Source organism: Kribbella sp. NPDC050281, from assembly GCF_040655855.1.
GTDB lineage: Bacteria > Actinomycetota > Actinomycetes > Propionibacteriales > Kribbellaceae > Kribbella.
In genome coordinates this window covers 28,443-51,026 of record NZ_JBFAKS010000010.1, presented here as the reverse complement: position 1 = coordinate 51,026, position 22,584 = coordinate 28,443, and the positions used below count along the sequence as shown (strand labels likewise).

Sequence of the window (22,584 nt, the reverse complement as noted above, 5' to 3'; positions counted from 1 at the left end):
TCTGACATGGCCGCCGCCGATCGGCTGTTCACCTTCCATCCGCGGATCGTGGCGCTGATGGCCGGCGTGATGGGGTTGTCTCTGATCGCGGTGTTCGGCGTGATCTGGGTCCGGTTGCCGGGTGACGCCCGGGAGTCGTTCAGCTGGTTCCAGCGGCTGACGTTGCTGGCGTTCTTCGGTGCGGTGCTGTGGATCCTCTACCGGATGACGACGCTGCGGGTGACGGCGTACCCGGACCGGCTGCACATCCGCAACGTGTTCAAGTCCTACACGCTGCGCTGGTCAGAGGTGACGGCGCTCCGGTTCCGGCCGGGCGACGCGTGGCTCCAGCTGTTCGATGCCGACAGCAACCGGATCGGCATCCTCGCGGTGCAGGCGGCCGAGGGGCCACGGGCGAGCCGGGCCGCCAAAGAGTTGGCCGCCGTGGCCCGGCAGCACGGCGCCGGGCCTAGACCGATATCCGGAACGTAGTCGTGTGCGACTCACCGGGCTTGAGCACGACCAGGTCCTGCCCGGTGATGAAGGCGTTCGGCGGGCAGGTCATCGGTTCGACGGCGAGCGCCGTACGCCCGATCGCGTCGCCGGAGTAGAGCTGCAGCCACGGGGTGTCGCTGGTCAGGACGGACTTGTTGCCGGTGTCAGGATCGGTCAGCGTCACCGACCACGAGCCGCCGCCGAGTCCGGTGAAGGCGTTGTCGATGTCGAGCGCGCCGATCACCCGCCCGGTGTGGAAGTCGTACGGCGATCCCTGCACCGGTGACAGGCCGATCGGTGTCATCTGCTCCGGCGACACGTCGAGCCAGTCGTTCGCGGCAAACTCGAGCACGCACTCGTCGATCGTCCGGCCGACGCTCAGATACGGATGCGTTCCATACCCGTACGGCGCGTCGCTCGCGCCGATGTTGGTCGCGGTGGCGGTCACCGTGAGTCCATCGGCCAGGCGGTAGGCGAGGCGGAGATCGAGCTGGTGCGGGTACCCAGGCTGGCCGTGCAGCCGGTGACCGGCCTCGACCACCGCGGCGTCGGTGCCGTCGTCGACGCGCTCCCAGTTGGCCCAGCGGGTGAGCCCGTGGATCGCGTTCTGCCGGGCCGGCTCGGTCAGGTAGAGCTGCTCGTCGGCACCCTGGAAGGTGTACTTCCCGTCCGTGATCCGGTTCGGCCACGGGAACAGGTGCTGGCCGATCCCGGCGTGCGCCGGCTCGTCCTCGCCGTACCCGAGCACTACCTGGCGGCCGTCGTACGTGAGCCCGCGGAGACCGCCACCCACGCTCACCACGGTGCCGGCGTACCCGCCGGATCGAAGCGCCCACTGCTCACCGGACGGACCTATCTGTGTGCTCATGGACCCATCCTGACAAATTCTCGGAGCGTCCTGTCCATAGGTGGCGCGCCCGTTCGTAGAGATGCTGTACATACGCTGACAGGAGGTTCCATTGTGAAATATCTGCTCTTGATCAACGCCGGTGAGCTCGACGTGAGCGGCGGGGTGGTCGGCTGCGAGCCCGAGGACTGGATGCGGTTCGACAAGGAGATCCAGGACGCCGGAGTCGTCGTTGCCGCCGAGTCGCTGGCCGATCTGGTCACCGCGACCCGGGTCCAGGTCGCCAACGACGGCCGGCGCACCGTCACCGACGGGCCGTACGCCGAGACCCGTGAGGTGCTCGGTGGGTTCTACGTGATCGACGTACCGGATCTGGACGTGGCGCTGGACTGGGCCGCGAAGTGTCCGGGGTCGCGGGGCGGCGGATCTGTCGTGGTGCGGCCGGTCGCGGAGTTCTGAGGATGGACCAGGTCGAGGAGGTGTTCCGGGAGGAGCGCGGCCGGTTGCTGGCCGCGCTCGCCCGGCGCTTCGGCGACCTCGATTTGGCCGAGGAGGTCACCTCCGAGGCGATCGAAGCGGCGCTGGTGCGGTGGCCGGTCGATGGGGTCCCGCCGAACCCTGGCGGCTGGCTGATGACCACCGCGCGGCGCAAGGCGGTCGACCGGTTGCGGCGCGACCAGGTCTACGCCGCCAAGCTCGCCGTACTGCAGGTCGAGGCGGACCGCGCCGACCCGGTCCCGTCGGCGGACGGCGGGCTACCGGATGAGCGGCTGGAACTGTTCTTCACCTGTGCGCATCCGGCCCTGGCCGCCGAGGACCGCGGTGCGCTGACGCTGCGCTGCCTCGCCGGGCTGAGTACGCCGGAGGTCGCGCGGGCGTTCCTCGTGCCGACCGCGACGATGGCGAAGCGGATCGTCCGGGCGAAGACGAAGATCCGCGAGGCCCGCATCCCGTTCCGGGTGCCCGGCCCGGACGAACTGCCGGAGCGGCTGCCCGGAGTGCTGCAGGTGATCTACTCGGTCTTCACCGAGGGGTACGCCGCCAGCTCCGGCCCGTTCCTGCAACGGCTTGACCTGGCCGAGGAGGCCATCCGGCTGGCCCGAATCCTGCACCGTCTGCTTCCGTCCGAGCGCGAGGTCACCGGCCTGCTCGCCCTCATGCTGCTGGTCCACGCCCGTCGGGACGCGCGCAGCGACCCCGCCGGCGAACTCGTCCTGCTCGAAGACCAGGACCGCGGCCGGTGGGATCGCGAGATGATCGCCGAGGGCAGCGAGTTGGTGGTCGCCGCGCTCACCGGCGGCCCGGCCGGACCGTACGCCGTCCAGGCCGCGATCGCCGCCCTGCACGACGAGGCGGGTGACTTCGCCGGGACCGACTGGCCCCAGATCGTCGCCCTGTACGACGTCCTGATCGCGATCGACCCGTCTCCGGTGGTCGCGCTCAACCGCGCCGCCGCGATCGCGATGCGCGACGGTGCCGAGGCAGGTCTGACCCTCCTCGACGAGCTGTCCGACGCGCCACGCTTGCAGAGCTACCATCCCTACGCGCTGGCCCGCGCCGACCTCCTGCACCGGCTGAACCGGTTGCCGGAGGCAATAATTGCGTACCGGCAAGCGCTCGAGCTGGCCGGGTCGGAACCCGAACGGGCTCACATCCGTGATCGTCTCGACGACTGTCGGCGGGCAGTGCAAGACTCATCGGCATGACGACGGTCTTCGAGGCTGCGGGTGGGACAGAGGGAATTCTCCGGCTGGCGCAGGCGTGGCATGAGCGAGTGATGGCGGACGAGGTCGTGAGCCACGCGTTCAGCCACGGATTCCGCTCGGATCACACCGAGCGGCTGGCGGCGTACTGGAGCGAGGCGCTCGGCGGGCCGGCGGCGTACTCCGGGATTTACGGAGACGAGACGGCAGTGGTCCGGATCCACAGCGGGAACGGCGAGCACGACGAGATGAACCGCAGGGCGGTCGACTGCTTCGACGAGGCGCTGCGCGATGCCGGCCTGGCCGGGGACGATCGCCTGCGCGGGGTGCTGCACGACTACTTCGCGTGGGCGACCTGGAACACGATGTATCACCACTCCACCGACGAAGTGGCTGAAGGCATGAGCATTCCGCGCTGGTCCTGGGACGGTCTGGAGGGGCCGTGACCGACCGCCTCGCGAGGATCGCCCGGGGCTGGGACGAGGCAGCCGCCGGCTACGAGGTGTACTTCGTGCCGCGCTTCGCGCCCTGGGTGCGGACGGCGGTCGACGCCGTGGGCGACGTACCCGACGGCCCGATCCTCGTGCCGTGCTGCGGCACGTTCCCCGAGCTCGACCTGCTCGCTCCACGCTTTCCCGGGCGGAGGATCGTCGGAATCGACCTGTCGGCGGGGATGGTGCGGCTGGCGCGCGAACGCGCGGCCCGGCTGCCGGACGCCGACGTCGAGCTCGTCCAGGGTGATGCCGCGACTCTCGATCCACGCTGGTTGGGCTTCTGTGCAGCCGTCGTTTCGGTCTTCGGCCTGCAGCAACTGCCGGATCCGCGCTCCGCTATCGCCTCGTGGTACGACGCACTTCGCCCGGGCGGCCGCCTGTGCGTCGTCTACTGGCCCGATGTCGCTGAGGAAACCGGGCCGTTCGCCCTCCTGGACTCGGTCGTCGGAGACAACGCCGGACGTCCCTGGGAAGACGAACTCGTCCCGGCGCTCGCCGGCGCGGAGATCGAGCGGGACGAGATGGTCTCCCACCCGATGACCCACCCGGACGCGGCGACGTACTTCGATGCGGTTCACCGCGCCGGGCCGCTGCGGGCACTCGCGCTGGCGCATGACGACGACTACATGGCGGAGCTACGGATGCAGTACCTCGAGCGAGCACCCGTGGGGGAGTGGGCCCACCATCCCAGCGCCCGGCTGATCGTGGTCAGGAGGCCGCCGAGTCGTGCGGCGGGAGTGCCACCGACTTCGGGATGATCTCCAGCGCCGGGTCGTGCGGGACCGCCGGGTCGCCGTCGACGATGACGTGCGCGCGGGAACGGGTCTCCTGGTCGGCGAAGTGATCGCGCTCCCAGCGCATCCACTCCAGCCAGTGGTCGCGCAGGGCCTCGCCGTCGCGGGCGATGCCACGGTCCAGCCGGACCTCGTTCGAGGTCTCGACCCACAACCGCAGCGACTGCCAGCGGTCGGCGTCGCGGTCGCACGAGGTGACGCCCTCGACCACGAGCAGTTCGACCGTGACCGGTACGACGTGGAGTTCGGCGTACGCACCGAGGTGCCAGTCGTAGCGGCGGTACCGGCCCTCACGGCCGTCGGCGATCCGCTGCAGTACGTGGTCGCGGAGCAGGCCGAATCCGCGGACGGCTCCGGTCCAACCGTCGTACAGGTCGTCCATGTGGATGATGCCGGTGCGCAGTCCGCGGGCCTCGGCCCGGGCCTGGATCTTCTCGGCGAGGCCGGTCTTCCCGGAGCCGGCCGGTCCGTCGATGCCGATCAGCCGGGTCCGGCCGAGCCGGGGTGGTGCGGCCTGGACGTTGTCCAGCAGAGCGTCGATGGTCAGGGGGGTCCCGTGGTCAGCGGGGCGGTCAGTTGATTCCATGGCGCTTCAGGATGTCCTCGATCTCGTCGAACTCCGACGATTCCTGCTGCTTCGCCTTCGACCCCTTGGCCGGCTTGGCAGCTTTGGCGGGAGCGGCCGACGCGGGTGCGGGACCCGTGGCGGTCAGCTCACCCGCGGGCGAGGCGGGCTTCTTCTCGGCTTTGGGTGCCTTGACTGTGTCGCCACGCCGGCCCTTGGCCACGCCGGAGACGACGTACAGCACGACCGAGACGCCGAACAGCGCGACCCCGGACCACACCGTGGGGGAGAAGATCAGGTGCGTGACCCAGCTGACGGTCGACCGGACCACGTCCCAGACGAGCTCCAGCAGGCCGGTCAGGTAGAGCGACACCGGCAACAGGGACCAGGCCACTCCACGCGTCCCGGCCGCCGCCCCGCGGCGCCGCCAGGCGGTCCACGAGCCGATCAGGCCGAGCAGGGTCAGGCCCACACAGAACGGCAGCAGCGTCAGATCGTTGAAGTCAGGCACATACCCAGGCTCGCACAGTCCGGCGCGGAACCAAGAGGGGAAGAGCCCTGACACCACCCTGAAACCCCGCTCCGGACCCCCAGCACTCACCAACTGCGGTGCCACCGCCCTCGGCACGCTCAAATGGGCGTCGCGGGCCCTGGTCCGGCCCGGTTGATGAGTGGTGGGGGTCCGCCGGGGACAATGACGGGGTGCAGCCTCCGAAACGCCGACTGGCCTTCACCGGGTTCGACAACGACGATGGGTCGGCCGACCCCGCGCTGGCACGCGCGCTCGCGGAGCGTGACCACGGGGCGACCCTGGCGGCGCTGACCAGGGCACGGCTGCTGGTGCCCGTGGTGGCGATGCTCGGCGAGGTCGAGTACGACGAGAACGGGCTGGCACACGACAAGACCTCGGACATGGCGGTTGCGCTGCTGCAGGGACAGGACGGTCGCAACGCACTGCTCGCCTTCACAGGCACCGAGAGCCTGACCCGGTGGAGCCCGGACGCCCGGCCGATGCCCGCGCAGGCCCAACTGGTCGCGACCGCGGCGATCCAGGAAGGGGCCGCCGCGATCGTCCTCGACATCGCCGGTCCCGCGACCGGAGTGATCGAGACCGACGACGTACGGCGCTTGGCCGCCGGCCTCCAGGTGGTACGCCTGGAAGACGGCGGCTTCGCATGGATCGAGTCAGCCAACGGCTGAGCTCAGCGCATCCATCGGCTTCGACCTGAGCGCGATCCGGCCGGTGATCGCGGTGGTGGGCAGCACCAGCAGCAGGATTACGGCCACCCAGGCGAGCAGGATCCAGGCCGGACCGGACGGGATCGGCCAGCCGCGGGTCGCGACCGCGATCGGTAGCACGGTGAACGCCGCTGCGATGAGCCCGAGGACGAGACCGAGTGCCGCGATCACGAGACCCTCGAGGGTCAGCATCCGGCTCACCTGCCGCCGGGTCGAGCCGGTCAGCCGTTGCAGCCCGAACTCCCGCCGCCGGTCCAGGACCGCGACCGCGATCGTGTTGATCGACGCGATCGCCGTGTAGGCGACGGCGATCCCGGCCAGCAGGTACCCGATCCAGGCGTCGACCCCGAGGCCGGCGTCGTACCCGGAGGCCAGCAGATCCCGGCCGCCGACGCTCGATCCCGGCCACTCCGACAGGACCATCGACTTCATCGTGGCCTCCTGATCGTGAGTCTTCAGGAGCAGCTGGCTGGGGAGTCCGGTCGTGGTGTGCGAGGCCAGCAGTGCGGCGGGCAGCAGGATCGACTCGTAGCCGGACGGGCCCTTCGCGAGGGCGACCACCTTGAGCTTCACCAGAGCGTCGTCGCCCAGGCGCACCCCGATCTCCGATCCCACGTCGACCTTCAGCTTCTTCGCCGTACCGGGCGGCAGCGCCACGGTGTCGCCGGTCAGGTCGTCGAGCGAACCCTTCGTGACCTCTCCCTTGTAGACCGGTCCGCTCAGGCCGAGCAGCGGCCAGGCATCACTGGTGTGCGAGGTGTCGTACGGCTCCTCGATCCAGCCCTTGCTGCGGACCAGTTCGGACACCGCGGTGACGCCGGGCAGAGACCGCGCACTGTCGGTCAGCGAGGCGGGGATCCCACCGGACGTGCTGGTCACGACGACATCCGCGGCCAGGTTGTCGGTGTACGCCTCGACGGCCGCCTTCTGCTGGGTTGTCTGCGCGTAGATGTTGCCGAGAGCAATGGTCGTGGCGATCGTGATCGGGATCAGGATCGCGGCGAACTGGACGGCCCGGACCCGCAGGTTGATCACCGCGAGAACTCCGCTGGTCCCGCGCTTCTCGATCAGCGCGGTGAGCCGTGGCACGAGTGCCCGCTGGATCACCAGTGGTGCAAGGATCGCGACCGCGATGGATCCGGTCAGACCCGCCGGCCCGCCGATCGCCGCAGCGTTGGTGGGACTCATGAAGAGCGTGGACATCGCGATCGACACCGTCGCTCCCGCGAACACCGCGCCGATGATCAACCGGACGCGTCCCAGTGCAACCTCCGGTACGGCGGCCTCTGCCAACGCCTGGATCGGCCGGATCCGAGCCGCGCGTCCGGCGGCGAAGCCGACCGTGATCCGCAGTACGGCGAAGGTCAGCAGAGCCGCGCCCGCGAACGGTAGCGGGCCCTGGTCGAACCGCAGTTGCGACGGCACGATCCCGCCATCGGCCAGCATCCCGAAGATCCAGTCACCGGCGAACCGGCCGCACAGCAGTCCGAGGATCAGGCCGATCACCCCGACCACCATCGTCTCGGCGATCACCATCTTGCCGACCTGCCGCGGCGTTGCGCCGCTGGCCCGCAGCAGCGCGAGTTCGCGCCGGCGTTGCCGGACCGACAGTCCGATCGTGGCCGAGATCACGAGTGCCATCACCACGGCCACCATCCCACCGAAGACGCCGGGCATGATGATGAGCGGAAGACTCGTCGCGATCCCGCTGTACTCCGCGACGCCCCGGTCGTCTCCGGCATACGCTCGTACGCCGTCGGGAAGCTCGAGTCGCTCGGCCAGGTCACGCGCCGAGGTCCCGGCAGCGGGGAACACACCGATTGCGTCGACTCCAGGAGCCAGTTGGGCCGCGTCCGCATCGGCGAAGAACACCGACGGTACGTCGACCTGATGTTGAGCGGCCGCGATTCCGGCCAGGGTGAAGGTCTGTGGTCGGCCGTTGACGGTCACGCTGATCCGGTCACCGGGCTTGGACGTGCCGGCCTGGCGTTGATCGAGCACGACCTGACCCATCTGCGGCGCCTGACCCGCGGTCAATTGGTACGGCGCCAGGGGCGCGGACGCCCAACCATGTCCGGTGAGTGCAGCCGTGCCGGGAGCGATCACGGCCGGGAACGAGCGATCCGCGATCGCCTGCGCGACTCCCGGCGTACTGGCGAGCTTGTCCGCCAGGTCGGCGTCAACGCGCTGGCGCTCGGCGAACGCGGCCGAGCCGGAACCGTTGGGCGGGTGGTACGCCGGGTCGCCGGTGACGACGACGGGCGCGGCGGCGAGGCGTTGGGGCGGTGCGTTGAGCCGGAGGCCGGTCTCGAGCAGGCCGCCGGCCGCGCTGAGCAGAGCGCCGCCGAGCAGGACTGCGACGAGGATGGCGAGGAAGGCAGCGGTCCGGTACCGCAGGGTGGTGATGGCGAGGCGGATCATGATTCAGGTCTCCGACGGTGAGTAGCGGCCGGCGCTGAGCTGAGCGAGCTCCGCGGCGATGGCCTCTGCGGTGGGGTGGACGGTCTCCGAGACGATCTGACCGTCGACCAGGAAGACGACGCGGTCGGCGTACGACGCCGCGACCGGGTCGTGGGTGACCATCACGACGGTCTGCCCGAGTGCGCGGGCCTGGTCGCGGAGGAGTGCGAGGACGTCGAGTGCGGTGACCGTGTCCAGCGCGCCGGTCGGCTCGTCCGCGAACGTGATCGCGGCGCGTCCGGCCAGTGCCCGGGCGATCGCGACCCGTTGCTGCTGACCACCGGACAGCTCGCTCGGCCGGTGCCGGGTGCGGTCACCGAGTCCGACCCGCCGGATCACCTCGGACACCCATGCCTCGTCCGGCGACTTCCCGGCCAGCATGAGCGGCAGTACGACGTTCTGCCGGACGGTGAGGGCCGGCATCAGGTTGAAGGACTGGAAGACGAAGGCCACGTGCTCGCGCCGCAGCTCGGTCAGGGCGGTCTCGTCCAGGCCGCGCAAGGATCGCCCGGTCAGATGTACGTCGCCGGACGTCGGAGCGTCGAGGCCGGCGGCGCAGTGCAGCAGCGTGCTCTTGCCGGAGCCGGACGGGCCCATCACCGCGGTGAAGCTGCCGGCCTCGAAGCCGTAGGTGACACCGCCCAGCGCGGTGACCGCGCCAGGACCGGTGCCGTACACCTTGCGGACGTCGGTGAGCTGGACCGGGGCGCTCATCGGGTGACCTGCACATCGGTCTTGCGGTAGTAGGACTCGTTGGTCCACCACACGACGGCGACGACCAGGCCGAGACCGATGTCCGACCACAGCCACCACGGCCAGTCGAAGTGACCGAAGGCCGCCAGTACGACCCAGATCACGAACTGCACGACGCAGGTGAGCAGCCAGACGGCGCTGACCGCTCGCAGTGCGCCGGTGAGACCGCGGGGCGGGAGCGCGTCGGCCATGCCGTCGAAGACCTGGTGGAGGTCACCGCGAGTGCGGGCCTCGAGCAACAGGTCCTGCCGGTCGCCGGCCTGCGGCGGGGTCAAGGTGCCCTTCCGGACGGCCCGGTCGAGCTTGGCGACGGCCGTACGGCGGTCGTCCTCGCTCAGGTCGACCTGGTCCGGCAGCAGCAGCGGTTCGAGCATCGTGTTCATCGGAGGATTCCTTTCGAGGGAGGGGTTGTCCTGAGGGGTTGTCTTGACGTCAAACAGCGTATGGGTTGAACAGTTTCGTCCGCCCGGTGCTCAGGACCCGTTTCAGGGGTGGTGGTAGCACCCCTCTGGGCGGGGGCCGTGATGCGCGAAGATGGAGGGCATGACCGAGGACCGCGGGGAGTTGCCGCCGGGGCTCGCCCTGTCCTGGGGCGTGCAGCCGGTGCAGCGGCGCGGGCCGAAGCCGGGGTTGTCGGTCGAGCAGATCGTGGCGACCGGAATCGAGTTCGGCGACAGCCACGGGTTCGAGGCGGTGTCGCTACAGCGGATCGCGGCCCGGCTCGGCGTCAGTACGAACGCGATGTACCGCTACGTGCGGTCGAAGGACGAGCTGATCGTGCTGGTCCAGGACAAGGCTGTCGGTCCGCCGCCTGAGCTGCCGTCCGGCTGGCGAGAGGCCGCGACCGCGTGGGTCACCGCGCAGGTCGAGCTGTACGCCGGACGCCCCTGGCTGCTCGACATCCCGATCCGCGGCGCGCCCGTGACGCCCAACGTCATGCGCTGGATGGAGGCGATGCTCCAAGCCCTCGACGGCACCGGACTCAGTCAGCACGACATGCTCGGCTGCTTGATGCTCCTGGACGGATTCGCCCGCAACTACGGCGTTCTGGCCCGGCAGCTCGGGGCCGCCGTGGACACGCCCGTCCAGGCCGAGCAGGTCGGCCGGTTCCTGGTCCCGCGGCTGATGGAGGGCGGCTACCCGATGCTGACCGCGCTCTACACCAACCAGGAGTACGAGGACGGCCTCGACGACGACCTGGAGTTCGGGCTGACCCGGATCCTGGACGGGATCGAGGTCCTGATCAACGGCGAGTCCTAAGGCAGGACGATCCGGACCGGACCGTCGGCGCGCGCGGCGACCCACTGCCGGTGGAATTCGCTGCCGGGGGCAACTTCCGGACGACGGTGCGGTTCGGTGCGTAGGTTGGCCGGAGCGGTGAGCGTCCTGGTCGCCGGTTGCGCAGGTACGCCGTTCGCTCGTACCTCGGCGATCACGTCCGCCAGGGCCTGTGCGGCCGGCTTCCGCTGGTGGTCGACGCTGAACAGACCCAGGTCGTACTCGCGGTCCGGGAAGTCGAGCAGCCTGCGGTCGATGTCGTGGGAGGACCACCAGGTCACGCCCCACAGCGCCGGGTTCTGGATGACCAGTTCGACCGTCCGCCGGGTGAACTCGGCCTGAAGGTCGACCGGGATGTCCGGCCCGGGTACGCCGATCTCCTGCAGCCACACAGGTCGTTGTGGATCGAGCGACGTCGCCGCGGCCAACTCGACCAGGTAGTCCGCGTGGCTGAGTGTGGCCGGCCCGAGGGGACCGTCCACTCGTGAGACCCCGTTGAAAACCCACGAGTGGACAGTGCTCAGGTCACCCAGCTCCACGACATCAACGGGGTGGAACGGGTGGTCGGCCTTGTACCAGGCGTCGTCGAAGACCGAGTGCAGCGCGAGTACGTCGGGTGCCGCCTTCTTCAGCGTGGTCAGCAGGTCCTGCGCCCAGCCGGTCGAGGTCTCCGCTGTGGTCGCGCTGTCCGGCCAGAGATTGTTGACCTCGTTCCCGAGCGTGATCGCGAAGACGTTCGGCCGGGTCGCGACCGCGCGGGCGACGGTGTCGACGTACGTCGTCAGGCCGTCGCGGACCGCGGGATCGGAGAACAGGCTGGTCCTGTGCCAGGTCAGGACCCATGACGGGAGGAAGTCGAAGCTGGACAGGTGGCCCTGGATCAGGTCGACCGCCACGGTGAGCCCGTGCTCGGCGGCGGCGTCGATCGTGTCCAGGAGGTCCTCGATCGCCTGCTCACGGATGATCGCCCGGTTCGGCTGGATCCACGGCCAGACCGGGAACACCCGGACATGGTCCAGCCCGATCCCGGCCAGATCCGCGAAGTCCCGCCGTACCGCGTCGCCGTCGTGGTCGAGCCAGCTGTAGAACCACCCGGCCGACGGAACGTGGTTCGCACCGAACCGGGGCGTGACGGGATCCGAGAGCATGCTGAGGATGCTAAATCGGTTTAGGGTGTTGCGCCAAGTTTACGCCGGGGGAGCGGTGGACTCGCGGACGGTGAGGACCGGGTCGGCGGTGCGGCGGTTGATGATCCGGGTGGGGTCGGCGATGACCTCGAGCAGGACCTCGGCCGCCTGCCGGCCGAACTCGAAGGTGTCGCGGGACAGCGCGGTCAGGGCCGGATGCATCAACTGGGTCAGGATCGAATCGTCGAAGGCCACGATGGACAGGTCGCCGGGCACCGAGACGCCCATCTCCATCGCCACCCCGAGGCCGGCCACCGCCATCACGTCGCTGTCGTAGACGATCGCGGTCGGCCGGCTCGCCTGGGACAGCAGCTTGCGGGTCGTCGCCGCGCCTTCGGCGTCACTGAAGTCCGTGGTCAGCGACGGCGCATCGACCAGGCCGAGCCGGGGCGCCGCGTCCCGGACGGCCTTGATCCGGCGCACGGTGTGCTGGAAGAGCGGCGTACCGGCGACGTGGGCGATCCGGCGATGGCCGAGGGCGGCCAGGTACTCCACGATCGACAGCATCGCGTCCCGGTCGTCGGCCCAGACCGAGGCGAGCGCGCCCTTGCCGCCGCGTCCGCCGATCACCACGGCCGGCAGTTCGAGCGCCTTCAGCTCGTCGATCCGCGGGTCCTTGACCGTCAGGTCGACCAGGATCACGCCGTCCACCCGGTGCTCCGAGGACCACCGGCGGTACACCTCGATCTCGGTCGCGGTGTCCTCGACGATCAGCAACTGCAGCGAGATCGACTCCGCAGACAGGCCGGACTGCACGCCGGAGAGCAGATGCGCGAAGAACGGCTCCACGCCGAGCGTGCGGGCCGGCCGCGCAATCACCATCCCGACCGAGTCGACCCGGGACGCGCCGAGCGCCCGCGCCGCGCTGTGCGGCCGCCAGCTCATCTGTTCGGCGATCTTCAGGATCCGCTCCCGGGTCGCGTCGCTGACCCCCGGCCGCCCGTTCAGCGCGAACGACACCGCCCCCTTGGACACCCCCGCGCGGATCGCGATGTCGGCGATCGTCGGTCTGGCCACGTCGTACCTCCCTTCGAGGGTGACTCGGGACTCTGCGCCTACTGCGCGGCGCTCGGCGGGCACATCGCTGCGTTGGAGGACGAGGCACGGAGAAACCCACTCCGCGCCTCATCCTCCGCCTTGCGCTGCACTCCGCCGAGCACCTGCTCGCTACGGCGCAGAATCCCGAGTCACCCTCTTCCCTTGACAGCGGATTCTACGATCCCGGATAGTGCAGGAGCTATACCGGTTTATCAAACCCAGGAGAATCCATGCGTAGAGGTCGTCTGGCTCCGGTGGCAGCTCTTGCCGCCGCGGCTCTCACTCTGGCCGGTTGTGGCCTCGGCTCGTCCGACGACTCCGGCAGTAGCGGCGCCAAGCCGACCGTCGACGCCAATGCCCAGGTGACCGGCGAAGTGAGTTTCCAGACCTGGGCCCTGAAGCCGAAGTTCACGGCGTACGTCGAAGGCGTGATCACGGCGTTCGAGGCGAAGTACCCGGGCACCAAGGTGACCTGGCTGGACCAGCCGGGCGACGGCTACGACAAGAAGGTGCTGAGCCAGGCGTCGGCCGGTCAGTTGCCGGACGTCACCAACCTCCCGCCGGACTTCGCGCTCTCGCTGGCCAAGCAGAACATGCTGCTCGACGTCGCGGCCGCCGACCCGAAGATCAAGGACGAGTACGTCGAGGGCGGCGTACAGGCGTACCAGTACCAGGGCCTGGACGGCACGTTCGGCTACCCGTGGTACCTGAACACCGACATCGACTACTGGAACGCGACCAAGTTCGCCGCGGCCGGCCTCGATGTGAAGAACCCGCCGAAGACCTTCGACGAACTGCTCGCGGCCGCCAAGGTGATGCACGACAAGACCGGCGGCAAGGAGTACCTGATGAGCCGGCTGCCCGGCATCGGTGACTTCACCAACGCCGGCGTGAAGATCCTGTCCGACGACGGCACGAAGTTCGTCTTCAACACCCCGGAGGCCGCCGCGCTGCTGGACAAGTACCGCGACGCCTACAAGGCCGGCTACCTGCCCCGCGACATCCTGACCCAGGAGTACCTCGGCAACTCCAAGCTCTTCACCCAGGGCAAGGTCGCCTGGACCACCGGCGGCGGCAACGCGATCCAGGACTTCCAGAAGGACAACCCGTCGCTGAAGGGCAAGGTCGTCCCGTCGCCCGCGCTGGACACCCCGCCGCTGTACGTGCAGGGCCTGTCGGTGTCGGCCAAGACCAAGAACCAGGCGGCCGCGATCGCGCTGGCCCGCTTCGTCACCAACGCCGAGAACCAGGCCGCGTTCGCCAAGATCGTGAACATCTTCCCCTCGACCAAGGCGTCCGCGTCCGACCCGTACTTCTCGAAGAGTGACGGTACGCCGGAGAGCGACGCCAAGGTGCTCGCGTTCGAGTCGCTGGCCAAGGCGAAGGTGCTGCAGCCGCCGGTGATCAGCGGCGCGACCAACGACTTCATCGGTCAGCAGATCTCGCTCGCGATCGCCGGCAAGATGTCGTCGCAGGCGGCCCTCGACGCGGCGGTGGCGAAGGCCAACCAGCTTCTGACGCAGTAATGCGGTACAACCGTTGGTTCACCCCGTGGGTGCTGGTGATTCCAGCACTCGCGTGGTTGCTGGTGTTCAACCTGTGGCCGTCGATCAACACCGTCATCCTGTCGTTCACCAACGCCAGGCCGATCGGCGGCGGCACCTTCGTCGGGCTGAAGAACTTCGAGACCCTGCTGCACGACGAGCAGTTGCGGTGGGCGTTGCTGAACAGCGTCATCTACATGGTGGTGTGCCTGCCGTTCCTGACCGTCTTCCCGCTGCTGCTCGCCGTACTGGTGGAGAAGAAGCTGCCCGGGATCACCTTCTTCCGGACTGCTTTCTACACGCCGGTGGTGGCCTCGGCCGTGGTGGTGGCGCTGATCTGGCAGTGGATCCTGGACGATCGTGGTCTGGTCAACGGACTGGCCGAGAAGCTCGGAGTCATCTCCGGTCCGTTGCCGTTCCTGTCCGACCAGTGGCTGTTGTTGCTCAGCGCAATCAGTCTGACGATCTGGAAGGGGCTCGGGTACTACATGATCATCTACCTGGCCGCCCTCGGGAACGTCGGGCGCGAGCTGCACGAGGCGGCCGCGGTCGACGGAGCGGGGCCGGTCCGCCGGTTCTTCTATGTGACGGTGCCGGGGGTGCGCGGGACGATGATCCTGATCTCGATCCTCATCTCGGTGTCGGCGCTGCGGGTGTTCTCGGAGTTGTTCATCCTCAGTGGTGGCAAGGGCGGTCCGGGTGGCCGGGACAACTCGGTCGTGATGCTGATCCAGCAGTACAGCCAGGGCTTCGAGGGCAACCTCGGGTACGCGTCGGCGCTGTCGATCGTGCTGTTCTTCGTCACCGTCGTACCGATGCTGGTGCTGGCCCGCCTGAACCGTCGAGGAGCGGAAGCATGACCACAGTGACTGATCCGGTGCGGCCTGTGGTCAAGGAGTCTTCGGGCCCTCCGTCGGGTCGCCGTCGCGGTTCCTTCGGGTTCAACACCGTCTCGCCGCGGGAGAAAGTGGTCCGGTACCTGCTGCTCGTGTTCGTGCTGCTGATCACGATCGGGCCGTTCCTGTGGCAGCTGTCCACGTCGCTGAAGGGATCCGGGGAGGACATCTACACCCGGATCCCGAAGCTGCTGCCGGCCCAGCCGACGTTCGACCACTACAAGGCCGTGACCGACACGATCCCGGTCTGGGACTACGCCCGGAACTCGCTGGTCGTCGCCGTACTCGTGGTCGGCGGCAACGTCCTCGGTGCGTCGCTGGCCGGCTTCGCGTTGTCCCGGCTGCAGTTCCGCGGCCGCAAGCTGGTGCTCGGGCTGTTCCTGGCCACGCTCGTACTGCCGGGTGAGGTCACCATCATCTCGCAGTACGTGACGGTGCGGGAGTTCGGGCTGGCGAACACGCTGTTCGGCGTCGCGCTGCCCGGCATGATCGGCGCGCTGAACGTGCTGCTGATGTACAACGCGTTCCGGTCGCTGCCGATCGAGGTCGATCACGCCGCGATCGTGGACGGAGCGAACGCGTGGCAGCGATTCGTCTACATCGGGCTGCCGTCGGTGCGCGGAACGATCAGCGTGGTGGCGATCTTCGCGTTCATCGGCGCGTGGGACGACTTCCTCTGGCCGCTCATCGTGCTCACCGACCCGGACAAGTACACCCTGACCGTCGGACTGCAATACCTGTCCGGCACCTTCAGCAACAACCCCCGCCTCATCGCCGCAGGCACGATGATCGCCTTCATCCCGATCGTGATCGTCTTCGCAACCCTCCAACGCTTCTTCTTCAAGGGCGTAGAAGAAGGCGCCGTCAAAGGCTGACCCGGCTCGCCCGGCTCGCACGGCTCAATTGGTCACGTTGTGCACGAGATCCGTACGGCGGCGGCCTCGGCGTACGGATCCGGTGCAGAAAGTCAGCTCCTGGCCGGAGTCGACGCCGCCGGTGCCCCCAGCGGGCTGGTGAACTTGTTCGGCACGGTTGGGTGGGACGTCCGCAGCTGAGGGAGTATTTCTATGAGACCAGTCCGTATTGGTGCGCAGGTGGCGCCGCAGCGCGCGGAGTACGCCGCGATCCGCCGGGCCGCCGCCGAGGTCGAGGACCTGGGCGCGGACATCCTGTTCACCTGGGACCACTTCTTCCCGCTGGGCAAGGTGGCCGAGGGCAAGCACTTCGAAGGCTGGACGATTCTCGCCGCGTGGGCCGAGCAGACCTCCCGGATCGGCCTCGGGGTTCTGGTCAGCTGCAACTCCTACCGCAATCCCGACCTGCTGGCGGACATGGCCAGGACCGTCGACCACATCAGCGGTGGGCGGGTCGTGGTCGGGATCGGCGCCGGCTTCAAGGAACGCGAGTTCCTCGAGTACGGGTACGAGTTCCCGTCCCCAGGGCGCCGGGTGGCCGGACTCGCCGAGGCCCTGCCGCGGATCGAGAAGCGCCTCGCCACGCTGAACCCGCCGCCGATCGGCCGGATGCCGATCCTGATCGCCGGTGGTGGCGAGCAGAAGATGCTTCGCGTCGTGGCCCGGCACGCCGACATCTGGAACACCTTCGCCGAGGGCGAGGACCTGGTGCGAAAGCTCGGTCTGCTCGACCGGTACTGCGCCGAGATCGGCCGCGACCCGTCGACGATCGAGCGGTCCGTCCATGTCGGCGGCGACCCGTGGCAGGTCGGTCCGCCGCTGCGTGAGCTCGGCGTCAGCCTGTTCACGGTCTCCACCAGCGGGCCCGACTACGACCTCGACACCATCCGCCGCTGGATCGCCTGGCGCGACGAGCAGAACGCCTGACATCGCGCATCGGCACGCGTGTCTGAGCGGATGCCGCCTCGCGGATCTGGGGGCCATCACAATGCGCGGTTCAGAGCGGTGTGCCGCGGGGGTGGTCGCTGCGGACGGGATTGTGATGGCCCTGGGGTTCGGGGCCTCGGCGGTCAGCGCCGGGCGGCGGTGGGGCGGACCTCGCCGGTGTACTTCTCGCCGGGGCCTTGGCCGGCAGCGTCCGGGATCGAGCTGGCTTCTTTGAAGGCGAGTTGCAGGGAGCGGAGGCCGTCGCGGAGGGGGGCAGCGTGGTGGTGGCCGAGGCTGGGGGCCGAGGCGTCGAGGAGGCCGGCCAGGGCGTCGATGAGGGAACGGGCCTCGTCGAGGTCCTTGTGGTCGGGGAGGTCTTCGGCGAGGCCGAGGTGGACGGCGGCAGCGCTCATCAGGTGGAGGGCAGCGGTCGAGATGATCTCCACGCTGGGTACGTCGGCGATGTCGCGCGACACCGTCGACAGGGGGTCGGGCGTGGGGCCGGACTGCGAAGTGGCACCTGAGTCGGTCATCCTGCTACTCTTACACGGCGACCGACCTGGTCCGATGGTGACCCCTGAGCGGAATACTCGGGGCGATCCAGAGGTTCAAGTCTAAGCGGAGGGCCACCTCCCACCCAGTCGATGAACAGTCGGCGGGTCCCGGTCACGCTGAGAGATTCTGGAGGACATCCGGAGAATCGAAGCGATCGTACGGCGTACCACCCGGAGGGGTTGGGGCGTCGTCGATCTGGGAATTGGGCCTTCGTGTGATCGCACGAGGGCCCTTTGTCGTTCCCGGGCTCCCGGCGCGATCACGAGGTGGCACACAAACGAGCACAACCCAGGAGGACCCATCACCATTGAACTGCGCGTCAACGAGCGCATCCGCGTTCCCGAGGTGCGACTGGTCGGACCGAACGGTGAGCAGGTAGGCATCGTCCGGATCGAGGACGCACTTCGGCTGGCACAGGAGGCAGACCTCGACCTGGTCGAGGTCGCTGCGACCGCCCGGCCTCCGGTCTGCAAGCTGATGGATTTCGGCAAGTACAAGTACGAGACCGCGCAGAAGGCGCGCGAGTCCCGCCGGAACCAGACCAACACGGTCATCAAAGAGATGAAGCTGCGGCCGAAGATCGACCCGCACGACTACGAGACCAAGAAGGGTCACGTCGTCCGGTTCCTGCGTGCCGGGGACAAGGTCAAGATCACCATCATGTTCCGCGGACGTGAGCAGTCCCGTCCCGAGCTCGGCTTCCGGCTGCTGCAGCGGCTGGCCGAGGACGTGAGCGAGCTCGGCTTCGTCGAGTCCTCGCCGCGCCAGGACGGCCGGAACATGATCATGGTGCTCGGACCGCACAAGAAGAAGTCCGAGGCGCGCGTGGACGTGGAAGCCGACAAGGCGAAGAAGCAGGCCGAGCGTGACGCCGAGCACGAAGCGGAGCGCGCCGAGCGTGCCGAGCAGGTGCAGGCCCACGAGGCCGAGCGCGCCGCCGGTTCCACGAAGAAGCCGAAGGGTCCGGCAGACAACCTCGACCCGGAGTGACGAGACGCTCCGGCCGCCCGTCGGGACTGCCGGAGCACCGTCCACCGAAGATCGAGTCAACGAAAGAAAATCAGGAGCAGAACAGCCATGCCGAAGATGAAGACCCACTCGGGGATGAAGAAGCGTGTCCGGGTCACGGGCTCAGGCAAGATCCGCCGCGAGCAGACCGGTATCCGCCACCTCGCCGAGGCGAAGTCGTCCAAGCGCAAGCGCCGTCTGAGCGGCACCGTCGAGGTCGCACCGTCGTACGCGAAGAAGGCCAAGAAGCTCCTCGGCATCTGAGCACCGCCCTTCCCCCCGAACATCCCCGCCGAGTGGGCCCAGTCCGTCTCCGGCGCAGAAATACAAGGAGTAACACCTCATGGCACGCGTGAAGCGGGCAGTCAACGCCCACAAGAAGCGCCGGGTCGTACTCGAGCAGGCCAGCGGTTACCGCGGCCAGCGCTCGCGGCTGTACCGCAAGGCCAAGGAGCAGGTCACCCACTCGCTCGTCTACGCCTACCGTGACCGCAAGGCGCGCAAGGGCGACTTCCGCAAGCTGTGGATCCAGCGGATCAACGCCGCGGTCCGGGCCGAGGACCTGACCTACAACCGGTTCATCCAGGGCCTGCGGCTGGCCGAGGTCGAGGTGGACCGCAAGATCCTCGCCGACCTGGCCGTCAACGACCCGGCCGCGTTCTCCGCGCTGGTGCAGGTGGCCAAGGCCGCCCTGCCGGCCGACGTGAACGCGCCGAAGAGCGACGCCGCGGCCTGATCCACCACCTTCTCAAGTAGCACTCGAGTGGCGAGCCCTGGTCTGCTGACCGCACAGTCCGTGCGGATCAAGCAGGCCCGGCGGCTCGCCACACGTGCGTTCCGGCGCAAGTCCGGCCGGTTCCTGGTGGAGGGCCCGCAGGCAGTCCGCGAGGCGCTCGAGCACCGCGAACTCGTCCTCGAGGTGTACGCCGAACCGGACGTCGCCACCCGGCATCGCGATCTGCGCGACCTGGCCGGCGCCGCGGGCGTCGCGTGGTTCGAGGTCAACCGGGCCGCCATCGAAGCCCTCAGCGAGACGGTCACCTCGCAAGGCGTGGTCGCCGTCTGCGCGCTGGTGAACGTCCAGTTGGAGCTGGGACCCACCACGAAGCTGGTCGCGGCCGGCGTGCAGGTCCGTGACCCCGGCAACGTCGGCACCTTGATCCGTACGGCGGACGCAGCCGGTGCGGATGCCGTCGTACTGTCGTCGGAGTCCGTCGACCCGCACAACCCGAAGGCGGTCCGGGCCAGCGTCGGCAGCATCTTCCACGTGCCGATCACGACCGACGTCGACATCCACGAAGCCGTCAAAACCTGGCGCGATCACGGCCTGCAGGTGCTGGCAGCCGACGGGTACGGCGCCAGCGACCTGGACACCTGTATCGACGACGGCACGCTCGCCAAGCCCACCGTCTGGCTGTTCGGCAACGAGGCGCACGGACTGCCCGACGGGTTCGACGCGATCGTCGACCGCTCGGTGAAGGTCCCGATCTACGGCCGGGCCGAGTCGCTAAACCTCGCCACCGCCGCGGCCGTCTGCCTCTACGCGTCGGCCCGCGCCCAGCGGCGTACCGCTACTTCGTAACGCGGGTCGCGAGGCCGTCGAGGAGAGCGTCGAGGCCGAAAACGAAGTTCTCGGTGAGGCTGGAGTCGAGACCGAGCGAGGTCCGGCGGCGGACCGACTTCTGCATCTCCGGATACTCACTGGCCACCGCCTGGGCCTGTTCCAGCATCTCGCTGACCCAGGTCTCCTCGGATCTGCCGGACTTGCGGACCATCTCGCGGGTGGCGACCTCGGCGTTGACCGTTCCGAGGACGTACGACATCACGCTGCTCATCGCCAGGTCGATGTCGTGGTCGGCGAAGCCGCCCGCCTCGAACAGCACCAGGCCGCGGGACCCGAGCGACATCGCGTTCGGGCCGAGGCTCGGCCGGGTGTACATCACCTCGGGCAGCCACGGGTGCCGCAGTACCGCGGACCGCAGGCTGTGCCCGAACAGCAGCGCCCCGCTCCGCCACCCGGCCAGCTCCGGCTCGGGGACGTCGATCTCGCCCCACACCTCGTCGATGAGCAGGTCGACCAGGTCGTCCTTGGTCGGCACGTGCCAGTAGAGGCTGGTCGCGCCGGCATCGAGCCTGGCGGCCAGCTTGCGCATGCTCAGCCCGGTCACGCCTTCGGAGTCCAGGATCGCCATGGCGGTCTTCACGATCTGCTCCCGGCTGAGCGTCTCGCGCGGCGGTGCCTTGCGTTCCCGGGTCCAGATCGGCTCCTTCATGTGGCCATCCTACTCAGCACTCGCACACCGTACGAGCTTGTCGTACAGTGTGCGAGTGACTAGTACACCGTTCGAGTCCACCGCGACCGGTCATCCGCGACGCTGGTGGATCCTGATGATCCTCTGCTTGTGCCTGCTGGTGCTCGTCGTCGACAACACCGTGCTCAACCTGGCGATCCCCTCGCTGATGCGGGATCTCGAGGCGACACCGGCCGACATCCAATGGGTGATCGACGCCTACATCCTGGCGTTCGCCGGCCTGCTGCTGACCGCGGGCAGCCTGTCCGACCGGTTCGGCCGGCGGAAAATGCTGCTGCTCGGCCTCGCGCTCTTCGGCGCGGCGTCGGTCCTGGCCACGCTGGCCGAGACGCCGTGGCAGCTGATCGCCTGCCGCGGGCTGATGGGTGTCGGCGGGGCACTGTTGATGCCGAGCACGCTGTCGCTGCTGTTCACGGTGTTCCCACCGGAGGAGCAGCGCAAGGCGATGGCTGGCTGGTCGATGGTCGCGATGGTCGGTGTGGTCGCCGGTCCGACGGTCGGCGGCGTGCTGCTGAACCACTTCTGGTGGGGCTCGATCTTCCTGCTGAACGTGCCGATCGCGATCCTGGCGATCATCGGCACCATCGCTCTGATCCCCGAATCGCGCGGACCGGCCCGGGACGTCGACCCGGCCGGTGCGGTGCTGTCGGTCATCGGCATGGCCGCCATCGTCTGGGCGATCATCTCGATCCCGGCCGACGGGATCGGCTCGGCGAAGGTGCTGGGCGGTCTGGCGGTCGGTGTGATCGGTCTGGCCGGGTTCGCGCTGTGGGAGAAGCGAAGTGAGCACCCGATGGTGCCGCTCGCGCTCTTCCGGGACCGCAACTTCAGTGGCACGAGCTTCTCGATCGTGCTGTTGTCCTTCACCGCCGGCGGATTGCTGCTCGCGTTGACGCAGTACCTGCAATTCGTCCTCGGCTACTCCCCACTGAAGGCCGGCCTCGCGCTGATCCCGTACGCCGTCGCGGCCACGGTGTTCAACGGTCTCGGGGCGACCCTGGGCAAGAAGCTGGCGGACCGGACGCTGATCGTGATCGGTCTGGCGGTCATCGCCGGGAGCTTCGGCATCCTCACCCAGGTGTCCGACTCGACCGGTTACGGCCTGCTGATCGTCGGGCTGCTGGTCATGGGTGTCGGCGGTGGTCTGGCCGGACCCGCGGCGTACACGCTGCTGATGTCGGCGGTCCCGGCGGACCACCGCGGCGTCGGATCGGCCATGAACGACACGGTCCAGCAGACCGGTGCCGCGCTGTCGGTCGCCGTACTGGGCAGTGTCCTGGCGGCTGCCTACTCGTCGTCCCTCCCGGACTCGGTCCCGGAGCAGGCCCGAACGTCGATCGCGGACACGATCGCGCTCGGCCCGGACTTCCTGGACGCCGCACGCACCGCCTTCACCAGGGCCATGTCGATCTCGATGACGGTCGGCTGGATCGGCGCTCTGGCCGGTGCCGTGGTCGCGTTGCTTGCCCTGCCCAAGCGCCGCAGTGACAACGCGCCTGAGGAGCCGGTGCCGGCCGCGACCGCGGACACACCTTCCTGATCCCGATACCCCGCCCCGGCACTCCAGCGCCGGGGCGGGTCGCCGCTGGATGGACA

The 22,584-nt window shown here is 68.8% G+C and carries 26 protein-coding genes; 16 read left to right on the top strand and 10 right to left on the bottom strand.

Features of this window, described 5'->3' with window-relative positions:
* Window positions 1-6: 6 nt before the first annotated feature.
* Window positions 7-471: a PH domain-containing protein gene (locus AB0I34_RS13115; RefSeq protein ID WP_360444225.1), complete on the top strand. Its 465-nt coding sequence runs from the start codon at window positions 7-9 to the stop codon at window positions 469-471.
* Here the strand turns inward: AB0I34_RS13115 and AB0I34_RS13110 are convergent.
* A complete protein-coding gene (locus AB0I34_RS13110; RefSeq protein WP_360444222.1) occupies window positions 449-1,342 on the bottom strand; it encodes an aldose 1-epimerase family protein in 894 nt (297 codons plus the stop codon). The genes AB0I34_RS13115 and AB0I34_RS13110 overlap by 23 nt on opposite strands.
* A gap of 93 nt (window positions 1,343-1,435) precedes the next feature.
* Here AB0I34_RS13110 and AB0I34_RS13105 point away from each other — a divergent pair, with 93 nt between their 5' ends.
* From AB0I34_RS13105 to AB0I34_RS13090, 4 genes are read left to right on the top strand one after another with little or no spacing between them, the layout of a single operon-like run.
* Window positions 1,436-1,780, top strand: coding sequence for a YciI family protein (locus AB0I34_RS13105; RefSeq protein WP_360444219.1), 345 nt, complete (start codon window positions 1,436-1,438; stop codon window positions 1,778-1,780).
* Between the two features lie 2 nt (window positions 1,781-1,782).
* Complete coding sequence (locus AB0I34_RS13100) at window positions 1,783-3,027, top strand: RNA polymerase sigma factor (RefSeq protein WP_360444216.1); 1,245 nt, start codon at window positions 1,783-1,785, stop codon at window positions 3,025-3,027.
* The gene (locus AB0I34_RS13095; RefSeq protein WP_360444213.1) at window positions 3,024-3,470 is read left to right on the top strand and encodes a group II truncated hemoglobin; all 447 of its coding nucleotides are present in this window, start codon (window positions 3,024-3,026) and stop codon (window positions 3,468-3,470) included. The genes AB0I34_RS13100 and AB0I34_RS13095 overlap by 4 nt, the downstream gene beginning before the upstream one ends.
* On the top strand, window positions 3,467-4,276 hold the full coding sequence (locus AB0I34_RS13090) for a class I SAM-dependent methyltransferase (protein ID WP_360444210.1): 810 nt from the start codon (window positions 3,467-3,469) through the stop codon (window positions 4,274-4,276). Before AB0I34_RS13095 ends, AB0I34_RS13090 begins: the two co-directional genes overlap by 4 nt.
* On the opposite strand, the gene AB0I34_RS13085 is transcribed toward AB0I34_RS13090, so the two are convergent.
* Both AB0I34_RS13085 and AB0I34_RS13080 read right to left on the bottom strand, forming a co-directional pair.
* Window positions 4,227-4,898 carry a hypothetical protein gene (locus AB0I34_RS13085; RefSeq protein WP_360444207.1) on the bottom strand — a complete coding sequence of 224 codons (672 nt, stop codon included), beginning with the start codon at window positions 4,896-4,898 and terminating at the stop codon, window positions 4,227-4,229. The two genes, AB0I34_RS13090 and AB0I34_RS13085, sit on opposite strands and share 50 nt — an antisense overlap.
* Window positions 4,885-5,388, bottom strand: a complete 504-nt coding sequence (locus tag AB0I34_RS13080) for a hypothetical protein (protein WP_360444204.1) — start codon at window positions 5,386-5,388, stop codon at window positions 4,885-4,887. The genes AB0I34_RS13085 and AB0I34_RS13080 overlap by 14 nt, the downstream gene beginning before the upstream one ends.
* A 191-nt stretch (window positions 5,389-5,579) precedes the next feature.
* Here AB0I34_RS13080 and AB0I34_RS13075 point away from each other — a divergent pair, with 191 nt between their 5' ends.
* A complete protein-coding gene (locus AB0I34_RS13075) occupies window positions 5,580-6,077 on the top strand; it encodes an SseB family protein (RefSeq protein ID WP_360444201.1) in 498 nt (165 codons plus the stop codon).
* On the opposite strand, the gene AB0I34_RS13070 is transcribed toward AB0I34_RS13075, so the two are convergent.
* Genes AB0I34_RS13070 through AB0I34_RS13060 form a run of 3 tightly spaced genes read right to left on the bottom strand, consistent with a single transcriptional unit; the run spans window position 6,063 to window position 9,712 of the window.
* Window positions 6,063-8,537, bottom strand: a complete 2,475-nt coding sequence (locus AB0I34_RS13070; protein ID WP_360444198.1) for an ABC transporter permease — start codon at window positions 8,535-8,537, stop codon at window positions 6,063-6,065. The genes AB0I34_RS13075 and AB0I34_RS13070 overlap by 15 nt on opposite strands.
* A 3-nt stretch (window positions 8,538-8,540) precedes the next feature.
* Window positions 8,541-9,290 (bottom strand): ABC transporter ATP-binding protein, encoded by a 750-nt coding sequence (locus tag AB0I34_RS13065; protein WP_360444195.1) that lies wholly within the window; start codon window positions 9,288-9,290, stop codon window positions 8,541-8,543.
* Window positions 9,287-9,712, bottom strand: coding sequence for a DUF1707 domain-containing protein (locus tag AB0I34_RS13060; RefSeq protein WP_360444192.1), 426 nt, complete (start codon window positions 9,710-9,712; stop codon window positions 9,287-9,289). The genes AB0I34_RS13065 and AB0I34_RS13060 overlap by 4 nt, the downstream gene beginning before the upstream one ends.
* A 160-nt stretch (window positions 9,713-9,872) precedes the next feature.
* Here AB0I34_RS13060 and AB0I34_RS13055 point away from each other — a divergent pair, with 160 nt between their 5' ends.
* Window positions 9,873-10,589, top strand: a complete 717-nt coding sequence (locus AB0I34_RS13055) for a TetR/AcrR family transcriptional regulator (RefSeq protein WP_360444189.1) — start codon at window positions 9,873-9,875, stop codon at window positions 10,587-10,589.
* Here the strand turns inward: AB0I34_RS13055 and AB0I34_RS13050 are convergent.
* Both AB0I34_RS13050 and AB0I34_RS13045 read right to left on the bottom strand, forming a co-directional pair.
* Entirely contained in the window at window positions 10,586-11,755 is a 1,170-nt protein-coding gene (locus tag AB0I34_RS13050; protein ID WP_360444186.1) for a glycosyl hydrolase, read from the bottom strand. The two genes, AB0I34_RS13055 and AB0I34_RS13050, sit on opposite strands and share 4 nt — an antisense overlap.
* A 39-nt stretch (window positions 11,756-11,794) precedes the next feature.
* On the bottom strand, window positions 11,795-12,811 hold the full coding sequence (locus tag AB0I34_RS13045; protein ID WP_360444183.1) for a LacI family DNA-binding transcriptional regulator: 1,017 nt from the start codon (window positions 12,809-12,811) through the stop codon (window positions 11,795-11,797).
* A gap of 251 nt (window positions 12,812-13,062) precedes the next feature.
* Between AB0I34_RS13045 and AB0I34_RS13040 the strand changes: the two genes are divergently transcribed.
* From AB0I34_RS13040 to AB0I34_RS13025, 4 genes are all read left to right on the top strand, one after another.
* Entirely contained in the window at window positions 13,063-14,358 is a 1,296-nt protein-coding gene (locus AB0I34_RS13040; protein ID WP_360444181.1) for a sugar ABC transporter substrate-binding protein, read from the top strand.
* On the top strand, window positions 14,358-15,236 hold the full coding sequence (locus AB0I34_RS13035) for a sugar ABC transporter permease (protein ID WP_131367120.1): 879 nt from the start codon (window positions 14,358-14,360) through the stop codon (window positions 15,234-15,236). The genes AB0I34_RS13040 and AB0I34_RS13035 overlap by 1 nt, the downstream gene beginning before the upstream one ends.
* Entirely contained in the window at window positions 15,233-16,147 is a 915-nt protein-coding gene (locus tag AB0I34_RS13030) for a carbohydrate ABC transporter permease (protein WP_360444178.1), read from the top strand. Before AB0I34_RS13035 ends, AB0I34_RS13030 begins: the two co-directional genes overlap by 4 nt.
* 192 nt (window positions 16,148-16,339) lie before the next feature.
* A complete protein-coding gene (locus tag AB0I34_RS13025) occupies window positions 16,340-17,113 on the top strand; it encodes an LLM class F420-dependent oxidoreductase (protein ID WP_360444175.1) in 774 nt (257 codons plus the stop codon).
* A gap of 143 nt (window positions 17,114-17,256) precedes the next feature.
* Here the strand turns inward: AB0I34_RS13025 and AB0I34_RS13020 are convergent, their stop codons facing one another.
* Entirely contained in the window at window positions 17,257-17,646 is a 390-nt protein-coding gene (locus tag AB0I34_RS13020; RefSeq protein ID WP_360444172.1) for a DUF1844 domain-containing protein, read from the bottom strand.
* Window positions 17,647-18,013: 367 nt separating this feature from the next.
* On the opposite strand from AB0I34_RS13020, the gene infC reads away from it, so the two are divergent.
* The 4 genes from infC (at window position 18,014) to AB0I34_RS13000 (ending at window position 20,258) form a co-directional block, all read left to right on the top strand.
* Window positions 18,014-18,658 carry a translation initiation factor IF-3 gene (infC, locus tag AB0I34_RS13015; protein ID WP_360444170.1) on the top strand — a complete coding sequence of 215 codons (645 nt, stop codon included), beginning with the start codon at window positions 18,014-18,016 and terminating at the stop codon, window positions 18,656-18,658.
* 87 nt (window positions 18,659-18,745) lie between these two features.
* Entirely contained in the window at window positions 18,746-18,940 is a 195-nt protein-coding gene (gene rpmI / locus AB0I34_RS13010; RefSeq protein WP_131367115.1) for a 50S ribosomal protein L35, read from the top strand.
* Between the two features lie 79 nt (window positions 18,941-19,019).
* Window positions 19,020-19,412 carry a 50S ribosomal protein L20 gene (gene rplT, locus AB0I34_RS13005; protein ID WP_131367113.1) on the top strand — a complete coding sequence of 131 codons (393 nt, stop codon included), beginning with the start codon at window positions 19,020-19,022 and terminating at the stop codon, window positions 19,410-19,412.
* A gap of 27 nt (window positions 19,413-19,439) precedes the next feature.
* A complete protein-coding gene (locus AB0I34_RS13000) occupies window positions 19,440-20,258 on the top strand; it encodes an RNA methyltransferase (RefSeq protein ID WP_360444167.1) in 819 nt (272 codons plus the stop codon).
* Here the strand turns inward: AB0I34_RS13000 and AB0I34_RS12995 are convergent.
* Complete coding sequence (locus AB0I34_RS12995) at window positions 20,248-20,949, bottom strand: TetR/AcrR family transcriptional regulator (protein WP_360444164.1); 702 nt, start codon at window positions 20,947-20,949, stop codon at window positions 20,248-20,250. The genes AB0I34_RS13000 and AB0I34_RS12995 overlap by 11 nt on opposite strands.
* 55 nt (window positions 20,950-21,004) lie before the next feature.
* On the opposite strand from AB0I34_RS12995, the gene AB0I34_RS12990 reads away from it, so the two are divergent.
* Window positions 21,005-22,528 (top strand): MFS transporter, encoded by a 1,524-nt coding sequence (locus AB0I34_RS12990; RefSeq protein ID WP_360444161.1) that lies wholly within the window; start codon window positions 21,005-21,007, stop codon window positions 22,526-22,528.
* Window positions 22,529-22,584 lie beyond the last annotated feature (56 nt).